The organism is Humisphaera borealis, assembly GCF_015169395.1.
Taxonomy (GTDB): domain Bacteria; phylum Planctomycetota; class Phycisphaerae; order Tepidisphaerales; family Tepidisphaeraceae; genus Humisphaera; species Humisphaera borealis.
Map to the genome: position 1 here is coordinate 3359514 of NZ_CP063458.1, position 21222 is coordinate 3380735.

Annotated in this window: 16 protein-coding genes; 5 read left to right on the forward strand and 11 right to left on the reverse strand. The window is 64.5% G+C overall.

Translation table 11 applies throughout. The features are described from left to right. Window positions 1-3: 3 nt before the first annotated feature. Window positions 4-480, forward strand: coding sequence for an ISAs1 family transposase (locus IPV69_RS27580; protein ID WP_241179934.1), 477 nt, complete (start codon window positions 4-6; stop codon window positions 478-480). 59 nt (window positions 481-539) lie between these two features. On the opposite strand, the gene IPV69_RS12535 is transcribed toward IPV69_RS27580, so the two are convergent. The 3 genes from IPV69_RS12535 to IPV69_RS12545 all read right to left on the reverse strand — a co-directional run bounded on the left by IPV69_RS12535 (window position 540) and on the right by IPV69_RS12545 (window position 2358). Continuing rightward, on the reverse strand, window positions 540-941 hold the full coding sequence (locus IPV69_RS12535; RefSeq protein ID WP_206295453.1) for a secondary thiamine-phosphate synthase enzyme YjbQ: 402 nt from the start codon (window positions 939-941) through the stop codon (window positions 540-542). 49 nt (window positions 942-990) lie between these two features. Next, entirely contained in the window at window positions 991-1512 is a 522-nt protein-coding gene (locus tag IPV69_RS12540; RefSeq protein WP_206295454.1) for a hypothetical protein, read from the reverse strand. Window positions 1513-1653: 141 nt separating this feature from the next. Further along, entirely contained in the window at window positions 1654-2358 is a 705-nt protein-coding gene (locus IPV69_RS12545) for a LysM peptidoglycan-binding domain-containing protein (RefSeq protein WP_206295455.1), read from the reverse strand. 242 nt (window positions 2359-2600) lie between these two features. On the opposite strand from IPV69_RS12545, the gene IPV69_RS12550 reads away from it, so the two are divergent. After that, window positions 2601-3569, forward strand: coding sequence for an alpha/beta hydrolase (locus tag IPV69_RS12550; protein ID WP_206295456.1), 969 nt, complete (start codon window positions 2601-2603; stop codon window positions 3567-3569). A gap of 222 nt (window positions 3570-3791) precedes the next feature. Here IPV69_RS12550 and IPV69_RS12555 read toward each other — a convergent pair whose 3' ends face one another. Then, window positions 3792-4889 carry a DUF3500 domain-containing protein gene (locus tag IPV69_RS12555; protein ID WP_206295457.1) on the reverse strand — a complete coding sequence of 366 codons (1098 nt, stop codon included), beginning with the start codon at window positions 4887-4889 and terminating at the stop codon, window positions 3792-3794. Between the two features lie 201 nt (window positions 4890-5090). On the opposite strand from IPV69_RS12555, the gene IPV69_RS12560 reads away from it, so the two are divergent. Together IPV69_RS12560 and IPV69_RS12565 are read left to right on the forward strand one after the other, a co-directional pair. After that, on the forward strand, window positions 5091-5504 hold the full coding sequence (locus tag IPV69_RS12560; protein WP_206295458.1) for a glycine zipper domain-containing protein: 414 nt from the start codon (window positions 5091-5093) through the stop codon (window positions 5502-5504). A 578-nt stretch (window positions 5505-6082) separates the two neighbouring features. Continuing rightward, a complete protein-coding gene (locus IPV69_RS12565) occupies window positions 6083-7393 on the forward strand; it encodes a nucleotide sugar dehydrogenase (protein ID WP_206295459.1) in 1311 nt (436 codons plus the stop codon). Between the two features lie 122 nt (window positions 7394-7515). On the opposite strand, the gene IPV69_RS12570 is transcribed toward IPV69_RS12565, so the two are convergent. The 7 genes from IPV69_RS12570 to IPV69_RS12600 form a co-directional block, all read right to left on the reverse strand. Then, window positions 7516-7713: a hypothetical protein gene (locus tag IPV69_RS12570; RefSeq protein WP_206295460.1), complete on the reverse strand. Its 198-nt coding sequence runs from the start codon at window positions 7711-7713 to the stop codon at window positions 7516-7518. A gap of 128 nt (window positions 7714-7841) precedes the next feature. Beyond that, on the reverse strand, window positions 7842-8774 hold the full coding sequence (locus IPV69_RS12575) for a glycosyltransferase family 2 protein (RefSeq protein WP_206295461.1): 933 nt from the start codon (window positions 8772-8774) through the stop codon (window positions 7842-7844). Between the two features lie 200 nt (window positions 8775-8974). Then, on the reverse strand, window positions 8975-9976 hold the full coding sequence (locus IPV69_RS12580) for a CsgG/HfaB family protein (protein ID WP_206295462.1): 1002 nt from the start codon (window positions 9974-9976) through the stop codon (window positions 8975-8977). 136 nt (window positions 9977-10112) lie between these two features. Further along, complete coding sequence (locus tag IPV69_RS12585; RefSeq protein ID WP_206295463.1) at window positions 10113-11564, reverse strand: WD40 domain-containing protein; 1452 nt, start codon at window positions 11562-11564, stop codon at window positions 10113-10115. A 241-nt stretch (window positions 11565-11805) separates the two neighbouring features. Beyond that, a complete protein-coding gene (locus tag IPV69_RS12590) occupies window positions 11806-15516 on the reverse strand; it encodes a PPC domain-containing protein (protein WP_206295464.1) in 3711 nt (1236 codons plus the stop codon). 172 nt (window positions 15517-15688) lie between these two features. Beyond that, window positions 15689-17155 carry a DUF1501 domain-containing protein gene (locus tag IPV69_RS12595; RefSeq protein WP_206295465.1) on the reverse strand — a complete coding sequence of 489 codons (1467 nt, stop codon included), beginning with the start codon at window positions 17153-17155 and terminating at the stop codon, window positions 15689-15691. 162 nt (window positions 17156-17317) lie between these two features. Further along, complete coding sequence (locus IPV69_RS12600; protein ID WP_206295466.1) at window positions 17318-19828, reverse strand: DUF1549 and DUF1553 domain-containing protein; 2511 nt, start codon at window positions 19826-19828, stop codon at window positions 17318-17320. Window positions 19829-20475: 647 nt separating this feature from the next. Between IPV69_RS12600 and IPV69_RS12605 the strand changes: the two genes are divergently transcribed. Continuing rightward, a complete protein-coding gene (locus tag IPV69_RS12605) occupies window positions 20476-21171 on the forward strand; it encodes a hypothetical protein (RefSeq protein WP_206295467.1) in 696 nt (231 codons plus the stop codon). Window positions 21172-21222 lie beyond the last annotated feature (51 nt).

Below are 21222 nucleotides of genomic sequence, written 5' to 3' on the forward strand. Positions count from 1 at the left end.
GGCATGAAGGACGTGAGCCACGGCGTCCACGAGGAGTTCGACGCCGACCACGGCCGGCTGGACACCCGCAAAGTGTGGGTGATGGACGAAGTGCACTGGCTCGGCGACCTATGTCAGCAGTGGCCGGGACTGGCCGGCGTGATCGCGGTCGAACGCAAGCGGGAGGTGCTTGCCGGCAAGAGCAGCGTCGAGCGGCATTACTTCATCAGCAGCGTCGCAGGGACCGACGCCAGGGCGATGGCGGCGGCGATCCGCGGCCACTGGGCCATCGAGAACAAGCTGCACTGGCAACTGGACGTGAGCTTCCGCGAGGACGAGCGGCGGATCCGCAAAGGCTATGGTGCGGAGAACTACTCCCGGTTGTGCCGGCTGACGCTCAATCTTCTCAAGCGGGACAGGAGCATCAAAAACGGGATCCACGGGAAACGGTTAAAGGCAGGTTGGGACGAGCACTACCTGCTCCGTCTGCTAACGACCTGAACATGCAATCGCCCTGCGGCAGGGCTGCGGCGGCCAAGGGCTCGGCGGCCCCGGTACCACTACGCTTTCACGCGTTTGACCATCACCTCGCGGGTCCTCGGGCCGTCGAACTCGCAGAGGTAGATGCCCTGCCACTGCCCCAGCAGCATCCGCCCCGCCTCGATCAGGACCGTCACGCTGTTGCCGACCATCGCCGTTTTCAGATGGCTGTCGCTGTTGCCTTCGGAGTGGCGGTAGTACGACTCCTTCTTTGGCACCAGCTCGTCCAGCTTTCTCAGCAGATCGTGCTGCACATCGGGGTCGGCGTTTTCTTGGATGGTGACGCCCGCCGTCGTGTGGGGGACGTAGACGATCACGTAGCCGCTCTCGATGTCGTCGCACAGCCTTGCGACCTCGTCGGTGATCTCGACCATCTGCGATCGTCGCTGCGTGCGGACTGAAATCGTCGTCACTGCGGGCATGGGCTGGGCTCCTTCGCGTTCAGGATAGGCGATCGCGTCGCGATGCGCCTCATGCTTCGCCGCGGTCGTTCATCCCGGCGATCGCGCGGTTCAACGCCGCCCGCAGGGGTTGGGTCAGGTGAACGTTGCTCGCCGGGCGCAGGTTGAGTTTCACGCCGCGCTCCCGGCGGAAGAATCGTCCGTCGCGGACGAACAGTCGACCGACGACGATCCACGTGCCGGGGAACACTTTCGACAGCAGGACTGCCGTCGCGAGCGCTGCCGGCAGTTCCCCCGAGCCGACGCGGGCGATCGCCAGGTATTCGCCGTCGGGGACGACGTGAATCGCCAGCTGCAGGCCGAAGTGCACTTCGGCCGCCGTCGCCACTTGGGCCACGCGGGTTGCGGCATCGCGCGGCCAGGCCTGTTCGCCGGCGGCAAGCTGATGCCGCAGGGCCCGGCCGGTCTGCGGCTTGATCAGCGCCTGGATGACGGCCAGTTCCCGCTCCGGCGAGATGCGCGGAATCGCGAGCAGAATCTCAGCCGCCGGCGGGTTACGGCGGCGGCCTTTCAGCGACGGGATGGGGCTCATCGGGCTTCGCAAGAGCCGATGGTAGGCCGCCGATCAGGCCCAAACGACAGAGCCGCCCCGGGGCGGTCGCCCGGAGCGGCTTGTTCGTTTCTTTCGGCACGTCATCACGGGCATTTGCCCGCCTGACATTGTTCTATCGGCTTACGGGATCACGATCTTCTGGCCGACCTTCACCGCATCGGGATTCATGTTCGGGTTGGCGGCGGCGATCTTCTTCCACTTGTTGCCGTCGCCGTACTGTGCACGTGCGATGGACGTCAGCGTGTCGCCCTTCTGAACGGTGTACGTCTTCCCGGCCGCCGCGACGGCGACAGGTTCGACGGCAACGGGCTCGGCCGGAGCGACATACGCCGGCTTGGCGGCAACGCGCGTGCTGTTGGACGCCGGTGCCGGCTTGTACGCCGGGCTCTTGTAGGTCGGGCCGGCGTAGGGTGCGGGCTCGGCCGCCGGCACGGGCTGGTTGCTGACCTGGGCCTGCTGCGGGCCGACGTCCAGCACCGAGCCTTCGGCCTTGGGCTTCTCGGTCGTGCAGCCGACGTTGATCATCGTCAGGATCAGGAACAGCGGGATACCGGGCAGTGCGAACTTCACGAGCAGGCTCCTTCCGTGCGATCGTCCCCTGCGGGGCGATGTGAACACCACCGCTCGTCGGCCCTCCTTGGCCTTGGGCGATACGGGGCACAGAGGTGTTATCGGACGCTTGGCCGACGAATCTTCAGCCTTCTCCGGTCGCAGCGCCACTTTCGATACCGGGGCAGGCGTCAGTGCCGGCCAGAGCGGGTTCTTCGTCGGGGCGGGTGCCTTGTGCTTCGGAACCTCGAACTTCATGTTGATCGGCAACGACATCGAAAGTCCTCCTCGTCCGGAAAAAACCGACGCCCCAACATCATCCGGGACGTCTGTTCTGGAGATCGGCGGGATCGATACGCTGCTGAGCAATTTCGACGGCAGATCTATGCGTGTATTGCGTAGAACCGCGTCAGCACTGACGGGCATAACACCTGTAACGGAAGGGCAAAGTCCGCCGCGACAGCCGATGTCGTCGATCTGGCGGTATAAGATGCCTCGCGCCGGCCGACGGCGCGTGCATGAGCCCCTACCTGTCACTCACCCTTCTGATGCTGGCCGCCGGCGGCTTGCTGCTCCTTGCGGTCGTCCATCTGATGGCCCGCGCCCTGACGCGGCCGCCGAGAATGACCGACGGAAAGGCGATGCACATCCTGCTCCGGCTCACGCCGAAAGACGTCGGCCTGCGCTTCGAGCCCACGACCTTCGAGGTGCGCGACGTCATCGCCGACGGCAAGCTGAAACTTGCGGCCTGGTGGATGGCGGCGGATGAGGCTTCGCAGAAGACGGTCGTCGTCGTTCACGGCTACGCCGACGCCAAGGTCGGCGCGCTCGCCTGGGCACCGGTCTGGCACGAGCTGGGGTTCAACATCCTCGCCGTCGATTTGCGAGCCCATGGCGACAGCGAAGGCGTCCTCTGCACCGGCGGGTTCGCCGAGCGGCACGACCTGGAGCAGGTCGTCCATCAGCTCGTCGCCGGCAAGCCGCAGGAAACGCGAACGCTGATGCTCTTTGGGGTAAGTCTTGGAGCGGCGGCGGTTGCCGGGACGGCCGCGCTGCTGGCGCCGATCGACGGCCCGGCCGCTGCTCCCCCGCTGCTCGCCGGCGTGGTGCTCGAAAGCCCGTTCGCGGACTTCCGCTCGGCCAGCATGGCGCACTTCGACCTGCTGGGTCTGCCCGGGGGACGAATCGCCTGGCTGGCGCTTCGCCACGCCGAACGGCTGACGTCTGCACGATTCGACGACGTTCGGCCGGTCGATCTGATCGGCCGCATCGGCTGTCCCCTGCTCGTGCTGGCGGCGAGCAACGATGCGTATCTGGACGCCGAGGAATCGGCGGACATCGAACGCGCCGTCGCCGCCCGCCCGGCAACGGCCGGGCCGTCCGTCTATCGCCGATTCGAAGGCGTGGAACACCTGATGGCGGTGATTGCTGAGCCTAACGATTATCGCGAAACGCTGAGGAGCTTTGTGGACCGGGCAGATCGGTAACCCTGGCGAAGTTCGGGTGGCATGGGCAAGCGTACTCGCTTGCCCGTGGTGAACGCCATCCGACGTTCGCCACGGGCAACGGGGTACCGTTGCCCATGCCACCCGACATCGGCCCGCCGGCCAGATCTCGCATCGCACCCATTGAGGTGACAACGCCCAACAGAAAAGCCGCACACTTTAAGATGTGCGGCTTCAGGTTTACTGGTGCCACTGAGCTGAAGGTCACGCCTTCACGTTCGGATCGCGGATGTTCACCCACGTGTGGACGTGCGGCGCGCCGCGGAAGTACCAGACCATGTTCGGCCCTTCGACCTGCCAGACGTCCCAGATGCCGTCGTTGCCGAGGTCGCCGGCCTTGAAGAACGCCATGTGCAGGTTCTCCATCCCGCCGGCTTCGACGAGTTTCATCGCCTCGTCGGCGTCGGCCTTGCGGAACGGGGCAAGCAGATCGTCGAGCACCTTCTTCACCAGGCCCTGCTGGTCCTTCGAGAGCTCGCTCATCGGGATGCCCGGCAGGCCCTGCTTCTTGCCGGTCAGCTTGACGGTGTTCGTGTGGTCTTCCTTGCGAGGCGTGTCGAGCAGCGCGATCTTCTGCTGCTTGCCGTCGAGCGCCTTGTACACCTCGTTCGCCCGCAGCGCCTGATACCAGTAGGCGTTCTTCGGGTGATCGGGCTTTTCGTTGAAGCCCTGCGCGGCGTGGCCGTAGAAAATCGGCCCGCCGAACGCCGCCCCTTCCACCGAGTTGCCGTCGCACCGGCGGGTACAGTGCCGCCCGGTCAGGACGAACTCGAACTTGTTCTTCGCGGCGTCGCTCGCCGACGCATTGGGCTCGCCGAACATCGCCATCGCGCACTCGGCCGAGAAGCTGCCCTCGCCGCTGCCGTCGTGCTCGACCTGGTCGAACACCTTCTGCGCATACTCCGGGCTGTGCAGGCCCATGAAGATCTGTTTGACCAGGTCACACTGGTCGGGCGTGAGCGCCTCTTTCATCGTCTGCTTGACGATCGTCCAGTTGTTGTCCACCTTCAGCCGCAGCGGGTGATCGAACGGGAAGCAGAGGATCTTCTTCTGCTCCTCCTTCAGCGAGCCATAGAGCTGGGCGACCAGCGTCTCGCTGCTGGCGACTTTCACGCCGCCGCCGGTCGTCGATGCGACGGCATCGGCTGCGGAGGCGGTCCGCCCCACCACCAGATCGAACAGCCCAGCCGAAGCGGCCGCACCGAACATCGCGGCACCGGTCGCCTTCTTGATCAGGTCGCGGCGGGTGGTCAGAGACGAGAAAGCCTTGTCGGCAGAGGTAACGCGGTCGGTCCGATCCATGGGGGGGTCCTTTCGTGAAGAAGTGTGGGGCGTATTGTGACGTTTGGGGGGTGCGAAAGACAACAGGAATCTGATTCACCAGGCTCGGCAAGCGGATCACCGACGTCCCAATAGCGCCCAACCTCTGGCCTGTCCTCGTGTCTAAGCAATAGTGCCCGCTTCCGGGCTGTTGCGGCGGAAGTGGAATCACCGGAGGCGATCATGCAAAAACGAACCAACGTTGTTCTGGCTTTCGGGCTGCTGGCGGCACTGGTCGCCGGCACGGGTTGCTCATCAGGTGCCGGCAACGGCGCGGTCATTGGCGGCGCCAGCGGCGCCGGCCTGGGCGCGATCATCGGCAACAATTCGCACGGGCGAACGCTCGAAGGCGCCCTCATCGGCGGCGCGATCGGCACCCTCGCCGGCGCGGCGATCGGCGACAGCTACGACCGCGACCAGCGCCAGTCCCGCCACGACGACCGGTACTACGACGACAGCCGTCGCGGCGGCGGCGTCCGCTACGAGCGGTACGAAACCCGCCGCTACGAACCCTGCCCGTCCGACTACTACGAGTACCGTGATTACCGCGGCTATCGCGGCGGGTATACGGAGTATCGGGAGTATCGACGGTACTGACGGCTGTGAGCTGTTGGAACTTCGCGTCGATATCACCATGAGCCCTTGGTACGATCAGGGCGTATGCCTCGCGACCGGTGGCGTAAATTCTTTCGACTGGGGTTTCACCCAACTGACGGGTATCCGTTTCTAGACCCGGATCTTCGCCTTACGCTCGAAAAGAAGTGCCGATCTCGCTTTGATGATAAGCAGCATTTGGGGCGGGCTCTGGCATTCGCAGGGGTGATCGTGGGGAATATCTTACTCGGCGTCTTCCTTCTTCGTCCGCTGGAGAGGCAGGCGTCACTGTCATTTCCAGTATCCGTTTTGCGAGGCATGTTCCTTACAGGCAGCATGATCTGGGTAACGTCCCGCTTCTTCGGAAGTCGACTGAGCGATTACATGAAAGAAGAGATCCGGAACCACGGTTGTTGCACGACTTGCGGATACAACTTATCGGCAACGCCGGACCGATGCCCCGAGTGCGGGACATCGCGATTTGACGTTTAAGTTTTGGGGTCCTTGTCTCACGCGTAAGGTCTCGCTGTCGGAAAACCAATTGCATCACCACGCCCCATGCCCGAAGATCGCGCTAACCTATGACCCTCCCCGCCCGCATCGCCGATTCTTCCGCCGTTGTCGCCGTGATGGGCTTGGGGTACGTGGGATTGCCGCTGCTGGCGGCGTTTCATCGGGCGGGATTGCCGGTGCTGGGGTTTGATATTGATCCGGCGAAGATCGACGCGCTACGCCGGGGGGAGAACTATCTGACCCATTTGGGTAAGGCGCTGGTGAGCGACATGGTCGCCGCCGGGCGGTGTGAGTTCACTGCCGACCCGGCCCGATTGTCGGCCGCCGATGCGGTCATCGTCTGTGTGCCGACGCCGCTGGGGAAGCACCTTGAACCCGACCTGACCTACATCACCCGCAGCACTGATGCGATCGCCGAGCACCTTCGGCCGGGGCAGCTGATCGTGCTGGAAAGCTCCACCTACCCGCGGACCACGCGCGACGTGATGCTGCCGCGGCTCGAGCGCGGCGGGCGCGTCTGTGGGAAAGATTTCTACCTCGCCTACTCGCCGGAGCGCGAAGACCCCGGCCGCAAGGACCACTCGACACAGACCATTCCCAAGCTCGTCGGTGGGATCGACGCCGTCAGCGGCGAACTGGCAGCGGCGCTGTACCGCAAGGCGATCGCGCAGGTGATCCCGGTGAAATCGGCGGAGGTCGCCGAGGCGGCGAAGATCCTGGAGAACGTCTACCGCGCCGTGAACATCGCGCTGGTGAACGAGATGAAAGTCGTGCTGACGGCGATGGGTATCGACGTCTGGGAGGTCATCGCCGCCGCGAGCACCAAGCCGTTCGGCTTCCAGGCGTTCTATCCGGGGCCGGGGCTGGGCGGGCACTGCATTCCGATCGACCCTTACTACCTAACGTGGAAAGCCCGTGAAGTGGGCATGCCGACGCGCTTCATTGAACTGGCCGGCGAAGTGAACCGGGGCATGCCGGATTACGTCGTCCGGCGGACGATCGAGGCCCTGAACACCCGAAGTAAGGCCGTCCGCGGCAGCCGAATCCTGGTGCTGGGGCTCGCGTACAAGCCCGACATCGACGACGTTCGCGAGAGCCCGAGTTTTGAACTGATCGAGAAACTGGAAGACCTGGGAGCCGAGGTCGATTACAGCGACCCCCACGTGCCGGCGACGCACAAGATGCGTAAGTACGACCTGAAGATGGCAAGCGTTCCGCTGTCGGAAGCGACACTCGCATCGTACGACTGCGTGATCGTCTCCACCCACCACTCGGCGTTCAACTGGCAGACGATCGCCGATCATTCGAAACTGATCGTCGATACGCGGAACGCGCTGTCGAAGGTCAGGGGGCCGCGCGAACATATTGTGTCGGCGTGAGATGGATCGTTTAGAGATAACACTGCCGCCCACGGAAGCGGTCCGCGGGGAATGGAAAACCCACGGGCAGCTGTCCGTGGGCGTTCGTTTGCCGATCAGGCAATGCTACCGGTGGTTCCGATCTACCGGTGTTTCCGGCGAACGATGCTCGCGAGCGCCGAAACGAACTCACGAAACGCCGACCGGCGCGGGGTGCCGGGGGAATGGCGGGATTCAAGAATCGCGAGCCGATCGACATTCTTGCGGCGTTTGTCGCGGTGGTACCCCTCGTACGAACGGTTGGGGCGACGATAGACGTTAAACACTCCCTTGAGCGACACGGTGACTGCTCCCTCATCGCGACCCGACCAGCGTCGGGCAGGCGGTTGGTAAAGGTGACGCCTGATCTTAGCACAGGTTCGACGCCGGCCAACGGGAGAATCTCCCTCGCGCCAGCCCGACACGCAATTCAAGGGTGTACGGGAACGGCGCGCGGCTCGGTGCCGGCGGGCAACGCGGCGGCGGATTCACTTACGCCGGCGGCGGCTGTCGCGTTCGGTAACACGACCGGCCCGCTCTGGGCAGTCGCCAGCCCGGCATCGACGAGCTTGCCGCGCGGCCAAGGCTGCCGAACCAGATCGAGCACCAGGCATACCGTGACCTTGATGACATAATACAGCCCGTCGAAGAGCCTGATGCTGCTCTGCCCGGTCTTACGGTGCCGCATCTGTACGCCGAGCTCGCTGATGCGATAGCCCGACCGGTGCAGCAGCAGGATGACTTCGGGTTCGGGGTAGTCTTCGGGGTACCAATGGGCGAAGGCGCGGATCACCCGCCGATTGGCCGCCCGGAAACCGCTGGTGCAGTCGGTGATCGGCAGGCCGGTGAAGGTGCGGATCACGCCCCGCAGAAACCATGCCCCCAGCGCCCGCGACGCGGTTTGCCGGTAATGCACCTTACCGAGGTAGCGCGAGCCGACGACAAAATCGGAGCCGCTTTTGGACAGCTCGTCGATCAGCCGACCGACTTCGCGCGGCCGGTGCTGGCCGTCGCCGTCCACCTGCACGGCGATATCGTATCCGTGCAGCGCGGCGTAGCGATAGCCCGCCTGCATCGCCCCGCCAATGCCCAGGTTGAAGGGCAACGTGACAACGGCGGTCCCTTCGGGCACCTGGCGGACGGTGTCGTCGGTGGAGCCGTCGTCGATCACCAGGATATCGCAGGTCGGCAAGGCCCGGCGCAGCCGAAGAACCAGCCGGCGGACCGAGGCACCTTCATTGAATGCAGGGATGAGCAGCAGACAACGCGACCCCGGCGGCACGCAAAGCGGATGCGGTCGCAGCCCGGGCGAAGTTGTCGGGGAATGGCGCTCCATGGACGGCGGCAATGCCTTGCCCGACATCTTACTCGATGAATCCGGACGCGACGAGAATGAGGCTAACGGTGCGGAAAATGCACGACCACCACGGAGAGCGCTCCTTCGCTGGCGGGCCTGAAACTGCCGTCATGAACAAAAGACCGCCGCGGGAGTCCGCGGCGGTCTTGCTTGATTCGGGGTGGCATGGGCAAGCGAGTACGTTTGCCCATGCCACCCAAACTTTGCTACTCGATCTTCGTTCCGTCCTTCGGGCAGAACTTGGCGCCCGCGGGGACTGGAGCGCCACACTCGGGGCAGAACTTCTTGGCCGTCACCGCGGCCGGAGCCGGTGAGGGCGTGGGTTCCGGCGTTACGGCCGGGGTCGGCGCGGGTGCAACGGCCGGTTGCGGTTCGATCGGCGTCGGGGCAGCGGCCTTTGGCGTCGTCGGTGTCAGGTTCGCCTTGGTGACCTTCGCGAGCTTCGCGTCGAGGTCGGGCAGCATCTTCTTGATCGCGTCATCGAACGCGAGCCGAAGCACGCGGCCGCAGTCGTCTTCGGTCACCGTAATCTGGGCGTCATTCTTCGTGCCAAAACCCATCACCTGGATGCCCATCGAATCGGCCGAGTCGGTGCGGTTGAACTCGGAAAACTGGCTGCACAGGATCTTGCCGGTGGTCGGCTCGACAATGCGGATGTCCACACCGATCTGCGTGTTGATCGCGACGTTCTTCTGATCGAAGCCGGTTTCGCCGCCGCCGAACTTGTTGCCGATGAGCGACCCGAGGCCGCCGGCATTGACGCCGGTCTGCGTCGCGTCCTGCTTGATGCGGAAGCTGGTCACTTTGCCGATCAGCAGATACTGGGCACCCAGCACCTGTCCGGCCTTGGCCATCTGGTCAGGGCGGACAATGCCTTCCATGTTCTGTTCGGCGAGCAACTGCTGGACCTGGGCACGCTCGACCATTTCGAACCGGCGCGTCTGATCGAGCAGCGTGGTGAGCTGGTCGGCGGCGACGGCGGCAAGCTGCTGCTTGTCTCCCTTGAATCCGCCGGGCGTCGTCACCTCAAGGAACGGCGGCACCGCGCCACGCGGGACGGGAGCGCTCGACGGCGGCGGCGGGTAAATGCCCACGTTCGCGGTCAGCGTATCGCGGCCGGCCGTCTCGCCCGTCTTGGCACATCCGCTGCCAATACTCAACAAAGCCACGGCCAAACCGCACGACAAGTTCCGGAAAGATCGCTTCATGACAGACTCCTTGTTTCCCTCGCCCTGGTTCCCACGCTGACGTGGCAACAACGCCGTCAAAGTGTACCAGATGTCGGGAACCCGGTTAACCGAAGTCGGCGCTCCACTTCGCTTGTCCGTCCCCGGTCTTGCGCGATCATGGCTTGGCCGACGATCCGCTCAGCGGAACGGGCGAGAAACCTTTGATCAGGTCCCCGGTCTTGGCGTCGAAGAGCCGAACGGTGCCGTCGAACCCCGCGGCGGCGATCGCCGAGCCGTCGGGCTTCCAAGCGACGGCGTAGACCGGGCCGGAGAACTCGTCGAGCGTCAGCAGCTCCTTGCCCTGCGACGGCGGCGGCGGACGCGGGGCGCGGCGGCCGGTCGCCGGGCGGGCAGCGGCGGGCTTCTTCATCGCCGGGTCGGCCGGCTTGCCCTTGGCATCGTAAACGTGCACGCGATCCAACGTGCCCAGCGCCACCTGTGTGCCGTCGGGGTTGAACGCGACCGCGCTGATCGCCGCGGGCAGGCGGTCGAACTGCATCAGCAGGTTGGTGTCGTTGCGGCCGGCGGTGCGGCCCTGGTTGTCGGAGATCTTGTAGATACGGGCGACGCCCAGGTCCCCGCCGTAAACGATCTGCTCTTCCTTCGGATGGCGTGCGACGCACAGCACCTGTTCGACCGGGTTGTTGATGTCGTCGATGAATCGGCCAGTCTCGACATCGACCAGCTTCATCGCCTTATCGCGGCCGCCGGTCACCATCTGCTTGCCGTCGAGTGTGAAGGTGGTGGCGAGCACCCAGTCGGCGTGGGCGCGGAAGTCGGTCAGCACCTTGCCGGTTTCGATGTCGATCCGCCGGGCAACCTTGTCCGCCCCGCCGACGCCGACCGTTTTGCCGTCCGGCGAGAACGAGATTCCGTAGAGCGAATCGGTCGCCGGCTGGAAGACCTTTTTCACTTTCAGTGTTTTGGCATCCCAGATCTGCACCTGCCCGAACTCGCCGGGCGCGCCGCCGGCAACGCCGATGAGCGATCCGTCCTTGCTGAACGCGACAGACTCGATCCGCGGGCATTCGCCGATCAACCGCCCGGCGATCTTCGTTTCGCCCGACGTGCCGACGTCGTGAACGACCACCTCGTGATAACCGCTGACCGCCAGTTGCTTGCCATCCGGCGACCAGGCGATGGACGTCACCACCGGCGGGACGGTGTAAACGGGCGTGGCAATCTTGGCCATGCCGGGGGCGATGGTGTCGTCCTTGGCCCCCTGCTTGATCCACCGTTCGATCAGCGAACGCTCGTCTTTGGTCAGCGGCTTGCCTTCGCCTTGCGGCGGCATCTCGGGCTCGTCGCCGCTGCAGACCTCCAGCAGCTTCGACTTGGCCGGTTCGCCGGGGACGACGATCGCGCCCTTCTTGCTCCCCTTCATGAGCGACGCGTAGGTCGTCATGTCGAGGTCGAACTTGCTCTTGTCCGGCTTGTGACAGGCGTTGCAACTGGCGTTGAGAAGCGGACGCAGGTCTTTCGTAAACGAGACCGGCGCGGAGGTATCGGCCGCGCGGACGGTACCAGCCACGAACATGAGGGCGATCAGTGTCGTTTTGCGGATCATCATTACTCCGTATCGCGCTTCTGCTGGTCGCGTTCCGTGACACGGGTTTCCAACCCGTGCTAGCGGCGCACGAACGTCAGTCAGTTTTCATCCTCAGTGAAAGCTCTTCTCTTTTGCTTCAACCAACCCGAAGAAAGAAGGCTTCACAGAAGATGGACGGCTTATTTACTACCACGCACCACGCACGGCTTGGAAAGCCGTGTCACGGACAGCTTTCACGGTCAGCCACACACCGCCGCTGCTACTTCTCCACCACAGTGATCGGGAACGCGGGGCTGTACTGCACGTAGGTGTCGTTCCCGACCGTTGCCTCGGCTCTCAACACCACCACGCGCGTGCCAACTTCGGCATTGGCCTTGGCCTTGATCGCCAGCTTTCCGAAGCTCTGCTCCGGCGTCAGTGTCAGTGGTGTGATGTCGAAGTTCTTGCTGATCGGCGTCGGCATGCGCGTCGCGGGGTCACGGCCCGCGCTGAAGCCTTCCAGCGTCACCTTCACCGGGCCGGCGAAAGCGCCGGTTCGGCTGATGGGTACGGGAATCGTCGTATTGCGATTACGAACGACCGAAATCGGGAACTCCGGCAGCTTCGTCTTCAGTTCCGCCAGCCGCTGCCGCGACGGCTCCAGCGACGGCGCGATCGTCCGGAAGTATGCCGCGACCTCGTCCTTCTGCTGCGGCGTACGCTTGTCTTCGGCGATCTTCAGGACATCGAGGATCGATCCCGGCACGCTCGACGTTGCCGCCGACGCATCGGCCGTCCCCAGTGCCCACAGCCGGAATCGGCCGAGCGTAAAGCCCTTGTGCACGGGGTGGGCGAACTCGAGGTTGATCGAGAGCTGTTGCGCGTCGCCGGCGGCGACGATCGGCAGCTTCGGAAAGAACGTTGCGGTATGCGCCATCCCCGACATTGGTGCGATCGCCCAGCCGGTCTCGGGGTTGTCATCGAGCACGCCAGCGATGCCATAGCCGTTCTGCTCGTGGGTGGCGCGGGCGTCGCGCAGTTTGACCGGCGTCGATTCGCCGGGCTTGGCACCCGGGACGGCGACATCGATCTTCGTCAGCACGAAGTTGCCCTTGTTTTGCCCGGGGCCGCTCGACGGATACCGCTCGTCGGGCAGCGCCTCCAGCCGAATGGCGGTGATCGCCTTCAGCGGCGAGCGGGCGGCGATCTGGTAGCTTTCATTGGCCGGCACGGGGCCCGACGCCGCGACCGAGCCGTCCTTCTCCCGCGTGAGCGTGGTTCCGCCGGTGCCGCGGGCACTGGTGACATCGATCGGCGTCCAGGCGAAGCCGGCGGCGACCGTCTGTTCCCATTCTTTTCGTTCGGCATCCAGCGCCGGGCTGCCGGCGGCAAGTGCCGCCTCGAGCCGGGCGACTTCGGCGATCGGGCCGATGCTCGAACGAAGCCCTTCTAGCTTCGCGCGATCGGCCTGCAGTTCCGGTGCGATCGATCGGTAATACGCCGCCAGCTGCGCCTTCTGCGGCTCGGTCCGCTTGTCGGCCGGCGTCTTGAGCGCCGCGGCGACGGCGGCGGGGGCCGAGTCGGTCTGGCGGTTCTTCACCTCGGGATCGTCGGTCAGCGCGATCCGGAACCGTCCGATCGTGTGCTGCTCGCCGTAATACTGAATCATGGTGGCGGTAACGATCACCTCGCCGGCCGGGACGGGCTCTTCGGGGAAGAACCACGCCGTCTGCGGCTTGCCCGTGCCGCCGAAGATGGCCCAGCCGTCCTGAAGGTTGTTGTTCGCCGCCCCGATCACCGCGTAGCCGTCCTGTTCAAACGTCGCCTTGGCGGCGGTGAACGCGACCGGCCTGGTGTTCTTCGGATCGCTCTTGGCGGCGACACTGACCGCGAACGAATGAAGGACGAAATTGCCCGCCGCACTGCGACCGGGGCCGTTGTTCGGTAGCGACGGGTCCGGGATCACTTCCAGCCGCACGCCGGTCACCTGCTTCAGGTTGGCCGTGCCGATGATCGTGAACGTGTCCTTGTCCGGCAGTTTTCCCGATTGAAGAATCGACCCGTCCGGCTGTTTCTTGAGATCGGCTCCGCCAGCCGATTCGGTGCTGGTGACGTCCACCACCTGCCACTGCTGGGCACCCTCGTACTTCTTTTCCCACTCTGCCTGGGCCTTGTCGATCGCCGGCGACGGCGCGTTGAGCCTGGCGTACAGCGCCTGCACCTGGTCAGGATAGTCGGCCAGTTGCTGGGGCGAGATCTGCGCCAGCGAGTCCACGCCGACCGGCGCCGCCGGGAGAACCGTCAGGTAGGTGCCGCGCACGCTGCGGCCGTCGTCCTCGGCCTGCCCGAAGCGAACCGCCTGCTGCGCCCCGGCCGAGCCGACGGCCTTCAGGCGGATCGGATAGTTGCCCATCGCCGCATCCGCCGACGCCGACAGCGTGAAGATGCCGCTGGTCTTCTCGCCGATCATCGCCGGCCCGCCACTGACAGCCACGCCCGGCGGCAGGCCTTCGATCGTGACGGCGACATCGCCCTTGTAGCCGTTGAGACGGACAATTTCGCACCACAGCTTCGTGTTGCCACCGCGACTGAGCCGCGGCGTATCGGGCATGAACCGAACCGCAAAGTCCGCCGGCACGCCCGCAGACTGCACGAAGCTGACGCGATACCGATGGCTCGTCCCACCGGCAAACGTCAGGTCGCGAATGCTGACGATGTAATCGCCGGGATCGAAGTTGCGGGTGAGCTTGGCTTCGGATTCGCCCGCTCCGTTGTTCTGGTCGAGAACCGCACCCTTGGCGTCGCGAAGCGTCAGCAACGCATCGACCGGCGAGCCATCCTGGCGGGCGATCGCTTCGATCGTGATCGGCTGCTTCGTGGGGACGGTGAATCGATAGAAGTCTTCCTCGCCCGACCGGCTCAGAATCCCCGACACCTCCGCCGGCAGGCTGACAGGCATCGCCTTATCGATCGACGTATTGGTCGGCGTCTCGGCGAGCGGAGCGACATCGGAGACGGCGAACGGGACGGCATTGGACCAGCCAACCGGCGTCTTGAAACGCAGCGGGATCTCGCCGCGAACCTCTTCGCTCGACGACCCCGTCGCCGATGCCAGATCGACCGTCTGCGTGGCGCTCTTCCCCAGGTTGTAGCCGATCGCGGTCACCTGTACCGACGTGCCGCGACGGCCGCTGGCCGGCAGCAGCGATTCGACGAACGGAATCTCGCCGGCGTCGATGCGATACGTGTAGGTTGCGCCGCCTTTGTACTGAAGGTCGCGCACGTGCAGCGTGTACGCGCCGTCGGCCGGCACTTCGAAGACGACCGTGGGATCGGCCTCGGCGGTCACCGTCTCCTGGCGATACGAGATCTTCCGCGGCATCTCCCGACCCGAGGCGTCGAGCACCGATACCACCGGCTGTAACGCCGACCCCAGCCGGGTCGCGTACAGGTCGAAAACAAGCGACTGCCCCTTCTTTGCCTCAAAGCGGTAGTCGTCCAGATCGCCGCCGGCATCCAGCCGGCCGACGATGCTCGTCGGGAGAACAATCGACTGGGCTTCCTTCGGCGAGTTGTTGGGCTCGGCATCGATGGTCGCGCCGTACTGCCCCACCGTCACAGGGATCGGCCGCGTAACGCCCGCAGGCGTCGCGATGCGCAGCTCGCGAACGCCCAGTTCAGCACCCGCCGCGGCCGAGAGCTTTACCTTGACGGCGGTGACCGGCTGCTTCTTGCTCTCGGCAGCCTTGTCGACGATCAGCTCGGCCGAGAGACCGGCGGCGTCGGTCAACAGAACCTGCGTCGCGCCGGCAAGGTTCGATCCGCCCAGCGTGATCTCCTGCGACTGCCCCTGCTTCAGGTAGAGCGGCGCAGACCCCGCAAGTTGGGGCGCGGGCTGGGCGAGGGAGACGCAATCTGCGAAGCAGAATACAGATGCAAAAGCGATAAGCGGAACGGTAATGCGCATGGGTGTGGTTAGAAAGCGGCTCATCAGTGACACGGGCTTCTAGCCCGTGCGCGCAGCGATGGAGTCGAAAACGCTTGATACGAAGATCGGACCTACTACAAACTCGCCAGCACGGGCTGGAAGCCCGTGTCACTGATGAGCGTCCCATCCTCGCTATATGGCACTCCACTCCCCGCCAACGATCAATTCACGCTGGTTAACTGAACAACTTCAACACCGGGTCCGCCTGCACGAGTTCTCTCGGCTGGCCGAGGTGGTTGTTGACGATCGTGTGCGGATGGATGCCCATCGCGTGATACACCGTCGCGAGCAACTGCGTCGGGTGGACGCCGTCTTCCTGCGGCGCGCTGGCGGTCTTGTCGCTCTTGCCGAAGACCGCGCCGCGGGCGATGCCGCCGCCGGCCATCAGGCTCGTGTAGCAGTACGGCCAGTGGTCGCGGCCGTCGGGGCCGTTGGTGTTGCCGCTTGTGCTGACGCCCAGCTTCGGGCTGCGGCCGAACTCGCCGATCGCCAGCACGATCGTGTCCTTGAGCAGTCCGCGTTCTTCCAGGTCGGCGATCAGCGCCGGCAGGCCGCTGTCGAGCTTCGGGCAGTGCAGGTTCTTGAGCGGGCCGAAGTTCGCCGCGTGCGTGTCCCAGGCGTCCACTGTCGGGTTGCCGTTGGCGACGGCGGGCCAGTTGACCTGCACCACGCGGGTGCCGGCTTCGATCAATCGTCGGGCGACCAGCAGGCTCTGGCCGAACGTGTGCATGCCGTACTTCTCGCGCGTCTCTTTCTTCTCTTCGGTCAGGTCGAACGCCTTGCGGGCCCGGCCGGAGATGACCAGTTCCAGCGCCTTCTTGTCGTATTCGCCCAGCGCGTGCTCCTCGACCGCCTTCTCGATCTCGGGCATCTGGCTGTTGACCTTGTCCAGGATCGTCGCCCGACGGCTCATCCGCTGGACCGACACTTCCTGACGCAGCGCCAGGTCGGTGATGTTCAGTTCCTTGGCCGGGTCCTGGAACAGGTAGTACGGGTCGGCGGCGGCGCCCAGGAAGCCGGCCGTGCCACCCTTGCCGACGACGCCCGATTCCTGCAGCGGTCGCGGCAGCATGACGAACGGCAGCATCGGGTCCTTCGGCGGACGGATCTTGCTGATCTGCGCACCCATGCACGGGTAATCCGCCCGGTTCGGCGGCTCGAGCTGGCCGCTCGGCGACACCTTGTCCGGCGTGTAGCCGGTCATCATCTGGTAGATCGCGGCGGTGTGGTTGAACAACCCGGCCGGCGTGTAGCTGACGGAGCGGATGAGCGTGGTCTTGTCCATCACCTTCGCGAGGTTGGGCATGACTTCGCTGACGTATTCGCCTTTGATCGCGGTCGGGATCGGCTTGAACTGCCCGCGGATGTTGTCGGGGGCATCGGGCTTGGGGTCCCAGATGTCGATGTGGCTCGGACCGCCTTGCAGGAAGATGAAGATGAAGTTCTTGGCCTTGCCGAACCCCACCTGCTTGTCGCCGCCGGCGATGGGGGTGATGGTCGGCGCGGCGGCGCTGGCGGCCGATTCGAGCTTCAGCAGATTGGCGAGCGAAACGCCCAGCAACCCCGCCCCGCCGACGCGAAGCAGTTCGCGCCGAGAAACGCCGTCACAGGTCCAGCCGCGTTGTCCAGGGATTGAAAGCATGGTTCAAATCTCCGTCTTTGGTCGACTCCGTCAGTGACACGGGCTTCCAGCCCGTGCGGGTGACGTTGGAGTCGAGTTGTCTGCTTCGCAAATCTTCTCTACTACCAGCTCGCTCGCACGGGCTGGAAGCCCGTGTCACTGACGGGCCGTCTCATTCACAGATCACCGGTTGAACAAAAACGCCGGGCTGTTCATCAGCGCCCAGGCGACGTCCTGCGCCACATCCAGCCGCTGCTTGGGATCGGTGCCCAGCTCGTCGGCGAGTTTCATCTCTTCGGCCGTCGGCATGCGGCTGAGGGTGCCGAGGTAGATCTCCTCGACGACCTTCCTGTTGTCCTTTTCCTTCTCGACCAGCTTGCCGATGCTGCTCGCCGGATCGGTGACCGCACCGCTGATGAGCGGACCGTTCACCAAGTTCAGGGCGTGTGCCAGACTCATGTTGCTCGTGCGTTCGCACTCGCACGCCGTCTCACGCTTCGGCCGGCCGAAGAGTTTCAGGAAGTCGCTGCCGGTGTCGGTCAACCCGTCGGCGAGATACACCGCCCGCATGCCGTCGGGCAGGCCCTGCACCTTCGGCTTTACGCCCGCGGCGAGGCCGACCGCGTCCATCATCTGCTCGGCACTCAGCCGCCGCGGCAGGAAATGGCTGAAGTTGATCTTGTCGTCGTTGTTCCAGTGATTGGCGACGACCGACGCTTGGTACGTTCGGCTGGTGACGATCGTCCGCACCAACTGCTGCATGTTGAACCCGCTCTTGACGAACTCGTCCGTCAGCGCGTCCAGCAGTTCAGGATTGCTCGGCGGGTTGCTCGCCCGGATGTCATCGACCGGGTCGATGATGCCGACGCCGAAGAAGTAGCTCCACGTGCGGTTGACGTAGCTCCTGGCGAACAGCGGGTTGTCCTTGCTGGTCATCCAGCGGGCGAACGCCTCCTGCCGCACGCGGGCGTCTTCCAGGTTCGGCTGCTCGCCGTAGGGGACGTGCGGCGCGAGCGCCATCGTGGTCTTCGGGTAGATGTTCTCGCCGCCGCGGAAGTTGGTGTAGACGATCTCTTCCCCGGCGCGGGTGCCCGGCTTGAACGAGACGCGGGCGAAGAACGCGCCGAACTCGTAATACTGCTGCTGCGTCCACTTCTCGAACGGGTGGTCGTGGCACTTGTTGCAGTTGAACCGCACGCCGAGGAACGTCTGGCTGATGTCCTCGGTCATCTTGTTGGGCGTCAACTGCTTCTTGTCGTCGAGGTCCTTCAGCGCCCGGTAGTAGTTGACGGCGGGGTTCGTCAGGTTGCTGCCCTGAGCGGTGATCAGCTCGTACGCGAACTGGTCGTAAGGCTTGTTCTGCGCGATCGATTCGCGAATCCATTCGCGGAACGCCCAGACGCCCTTCTCGCCCAGCGCCTTCTGGTTGCACTGGAGCAGGTCGGCCCACTTGTTCGACCAGATCGCGACGTAGTCCTTCGAGCCGAGCAACTGGTCGACCAACTGCCGGCGTTTCTCCTGGCTGGGGGACTGCGACGTCAGGAACGCCCGAGCCACATCGGCCGTCGGCGGCAGGCCGGTGAGATCGAGGTACACCCGACGGAGGTAATCGGCATCGGTGCACTCTTCGCTGGGGAGGATCTTGCGCTTCTCGAGCTTCGCGTTGACGTGCTTGTCGATGAAGTTGTATTCGGCCGTCGGTTTGAACGCGAAGCCGGCGCGATCTCCCATGATCGACACCCCGACGGCAGCGTAAGCACCTTCGTACCTCACGAGCACCGCGGCCTCGCCGCGACGCAGGCCGGTCACCTTCGCGCCGTCCACCTGAACCGCCTCGATGTTGCTGGCGGAAAACACCGCATCACGCGTGACGTCACGCGTCGAACCGTCGGCGTAATGGGCAACAACGACGATCCGCTGCGTGCGGCCTGCAATGTCGAGTGCCACCATCGCGGGGACGACTTCGATCTTTGTCGGTTTGGCGGTCTTAAGTTCGGTTTCGGGCTTAAGGCCCTGGGCGATCCAGTCGCGAATGATGTTGTAGTGGCGGTCGCCGGGCTTGATGACCTGCTTGCCCTCGTGCGGCACGATGCCGGCGGGCTTCATCAGCATGAGCGACTTGTCGGGTTCCACACGGTTCACCCGGCGGCCCTGGAGGGCGTTCACCAGCACGTTGTAGTCGTAGTCGGCGTCGTAACCGCGGAGGGATAGCTTAAAGCCGTTCTTCCCCTGGGCGGACCCGTGACAGGTGCCCATGTTGCAGCCGGTGGAGGCGAGCACGGGCATGACGTCTTTGCCGAAGCGGATGTCGGGTGTGTCGATGCCGGCCACCTTGACGGGTAAGGCGATCGACTGACCGGCGGCCGAGACCTTGACCTGGGTGTCGCCGGCGGCGACCGGGGCGATGTATCGGCCGTCAACGATCTTCACGCCTGAGCCGGGCTCCAGCGTGGCGATGTCGGTCAGGTCGTACTTCTGTCCGTCGGCGGCGATGCCCCAGACCAGCACCTGCCGGGCGTCGGAGGCATTGGCCAAACCGAGCGACGACGGTTGGAGTTCGATCTTACGGATCTCGGGCAAGGCGGCCTTGGGCAGCGCCGAGCCACCGACGGCCGGTGCCCCAGCCAACGCGGTGCCCGCAAGCGACAGCAAGCCAAAACCCAAGCTTAGAAAAAATCGATACTTACGATCCATCAGAGGCCCTTCCTCGCTGGACATCGACCGTGACATCGAACCTGGGAACCGCCCGATCATCTCAAAGGCGATCCACAAGCCGACCTACCGAACACGTTCTCACGCCAAACGAAATGCGTTGGCGCAACGCGGGCTGCGCCAAAGTCAGATGATGTTACCTCGTAGCGGGTGGGATGTTCGAATGATTTTTCCAGCCGGGGTCGATTCGGAAATTCGCTTGACCCCCAAGGCTGAAAACCTAAAATATGGCGAACGCAGTCGCTCCCTTGGGTGGCGGTCGTCAGGACGATCTTGTTGTGGACTCGCCTGGCTCAGGCCGTTTTCGCGTTCTCCGTCTCCGGCTCTGAAACGACAAGGGATGAACGCCAAGACGTCTTCAACGGCGGGGAACTCCTGGCTTCTCGGCGCCGTTCGGTTCAATCGTGGCGCGGCCCAAATTGCACTATCTTGCTGAACGCCCAGTGGTCTGCAGTTGAAGGATTTGGCAGGTTGTCCGGGAGCGAGTGCGCAAAACTACGAATTTCCCAAATCAAAGCCATTGCCGACCGTCGAAACCGGCCGCCTGGCGCGAGCGGCCCTAAACGTCGCACGGCGGACCGACACAACAGGAAGATCAGATTCATCTTCATCTGGAACGAGGACTAACCATGCGATCCATCTCCGGCCTGCTCCGATTTGTCTCCGGCGGCGCTCTCGGCGTAACCGTCCTGTTGGCGGGAACCGCCGGGGCTCAGCAGCCTCCGGCTCAGCCGCAACCTGGCCAGGCCCAACCCGGCCAGCCCGCCCCCGCCGGTGACGAGCGACCGGACTGGCAGAAGCGGATCGAAGATTTCCGCAAGCGCGCCGACGACCGCATGAAGACCCTGCTTCAGGCCAGTGATGAGGAGTACGCGGTCCTGAAACCCCGGATCGAAAAACTGCAGGGCCTGCAGATGTCGAACGACTCGCGCGTGATGGGCTTCGGCATGCTCATGGGTGGTGGCGGCGGCGCGCAATCCTGGCGCACCCGCGCCTCTGAAGTCCCCGAAGGTCAGCGGCAGGAACGCAAACCCGATGAACCCGGCGCGGCCCGCCCGGCCGGTGGACCTCCCGGCGGCGCGGCCGGCGGACTGATGGCGATGTTCGGCGTGCAAAGCAACCCGGCGATGGACAAGGCCCGCGAGATTCAGCAGGCGTTGGAATCCAAGGAAGCAACCGCCGAGACACTTAAGACCAAGCTCGCCGAGCTGCGAGCCCTCAAGAAGCAGGCCAAGGAAGAGATAACCCGGACGCAGGAAGAGCTGCGGCAACTCTGCACGGTGCGGCAGGAGACGGTGCTGGTGTTGATGGGGGTTTTGGAATAGCGGCGAACGATGTCTTTGCTGCGTTCTCTGGAACTCGTTCGAAACGTCGGG

Bases quoted from the DNA above. Each gene is read 5' to 3' on its own strand.
- IPV69_RS12535 (WP_206295453.1), bottom strand. From the start codon at position 941: ATGCCCGCAGTGACGACGATTTCAGTCCGCACGCAGCGACGATCGCAG.
- IPV69_RS12580 (WP_206295462.1), bottom strand. From the start codon at position 9,976: ATGAAGCGATCTTTCCGGAACTTGTCGTGCGGTTTGGCCGTGGCTTTG.
- IPV69_RS12550 (WP_206295456.1), top strand. From the start codon at position 2,601: ATGAGCCCCTACCTGTCACTCACCCTTCTGATGCTGGCCGCCGGCGGC.
- IPV69_RS12560 (WP_206295458.1), top strand. From the start codon at position 5,091: ATGCAAAAACGAACCAACGTTGTTCTGGCTTTCGGGCTGCTGGCGGCA.
- IPV69_RS12555 (WP_206295457.1), bottom strand. From the start codon at position 4,889: ATGGATCGGACCGACCGCGTTACCTCTGCCGACAAGGCTTTCTCGTCT.
- IPV69_RS12590 (WP_206295464.1), bottom strand. From the start codon at position 15,516: ATGAGCCGCTTTCTAACCACACCCATGCGCATTACCGTTCCGCTTATC.
- IPV69_RS12575 (WP_206295461.1), bottom strand. From the start codon at position 8,774: ATGTCGGGCAAGGCATTGCCGCCGTCCATGGAGCGCCATTCCCCGACA.
- IPV69_RS12600 (WP_206295466.1), bottom strand. From the start codon at position 19,828: ATGGATCGTAAGTATCGATTTTTTCTAAGCTTGGGTTTTGGCTTGCTG.
- IPV69_RS12540 (WP_206295454.1), bottom strand. From the start codon at position 1,512: ATGAGCCCCATCCCGTCGCTGAAAGGCCGCCGCCGTAACCCGCCGGCG.
- IPV69_RS12565 (WP_206295459.1), top strand. From the start codon at position 6,083: ATGACCCTCCCCGCCCGCATCGCCGATTCTTCCGCCGTTGTCGCCGTG.
- IPV69_RS12545 (WP_206295455.1), bottom strand. From the start codon at position 2,358: ATGTCGTTGCCGATCAACATGAAGTTCGAGGTTCCGAAGCACAAGGCA.
- IPV69_RS12605 (WP_206295467.1), top strand. From the start codon at position 20,476: ATGCGATCCATCTCCGGCCTGCTCCGATTTGTCTCCGGCGGCGCTCTC.
- IPV69_RS27580 (WP_241179934.1), top strand. From the start codon at position 4: ATGAAGGACGTGAGCCACGGCGTCCACGAGGAGTTCGACGCCGACCAC.
- IPV69_RS12595 (WP_206295465.1), bottom strand. From the start codon at position 17,155: ATGCTTTCAATCCCTGGACAACGCGGCTGGACCTGTGACGGCGTTTCT.
- IPV69_RS12585 (WP_206295463.1), bottom strand. From the start codon at position 11,564: ATGATCCGCAAAACGACACTGATCGCCCTCATGTTCGTGGCTGGTACC.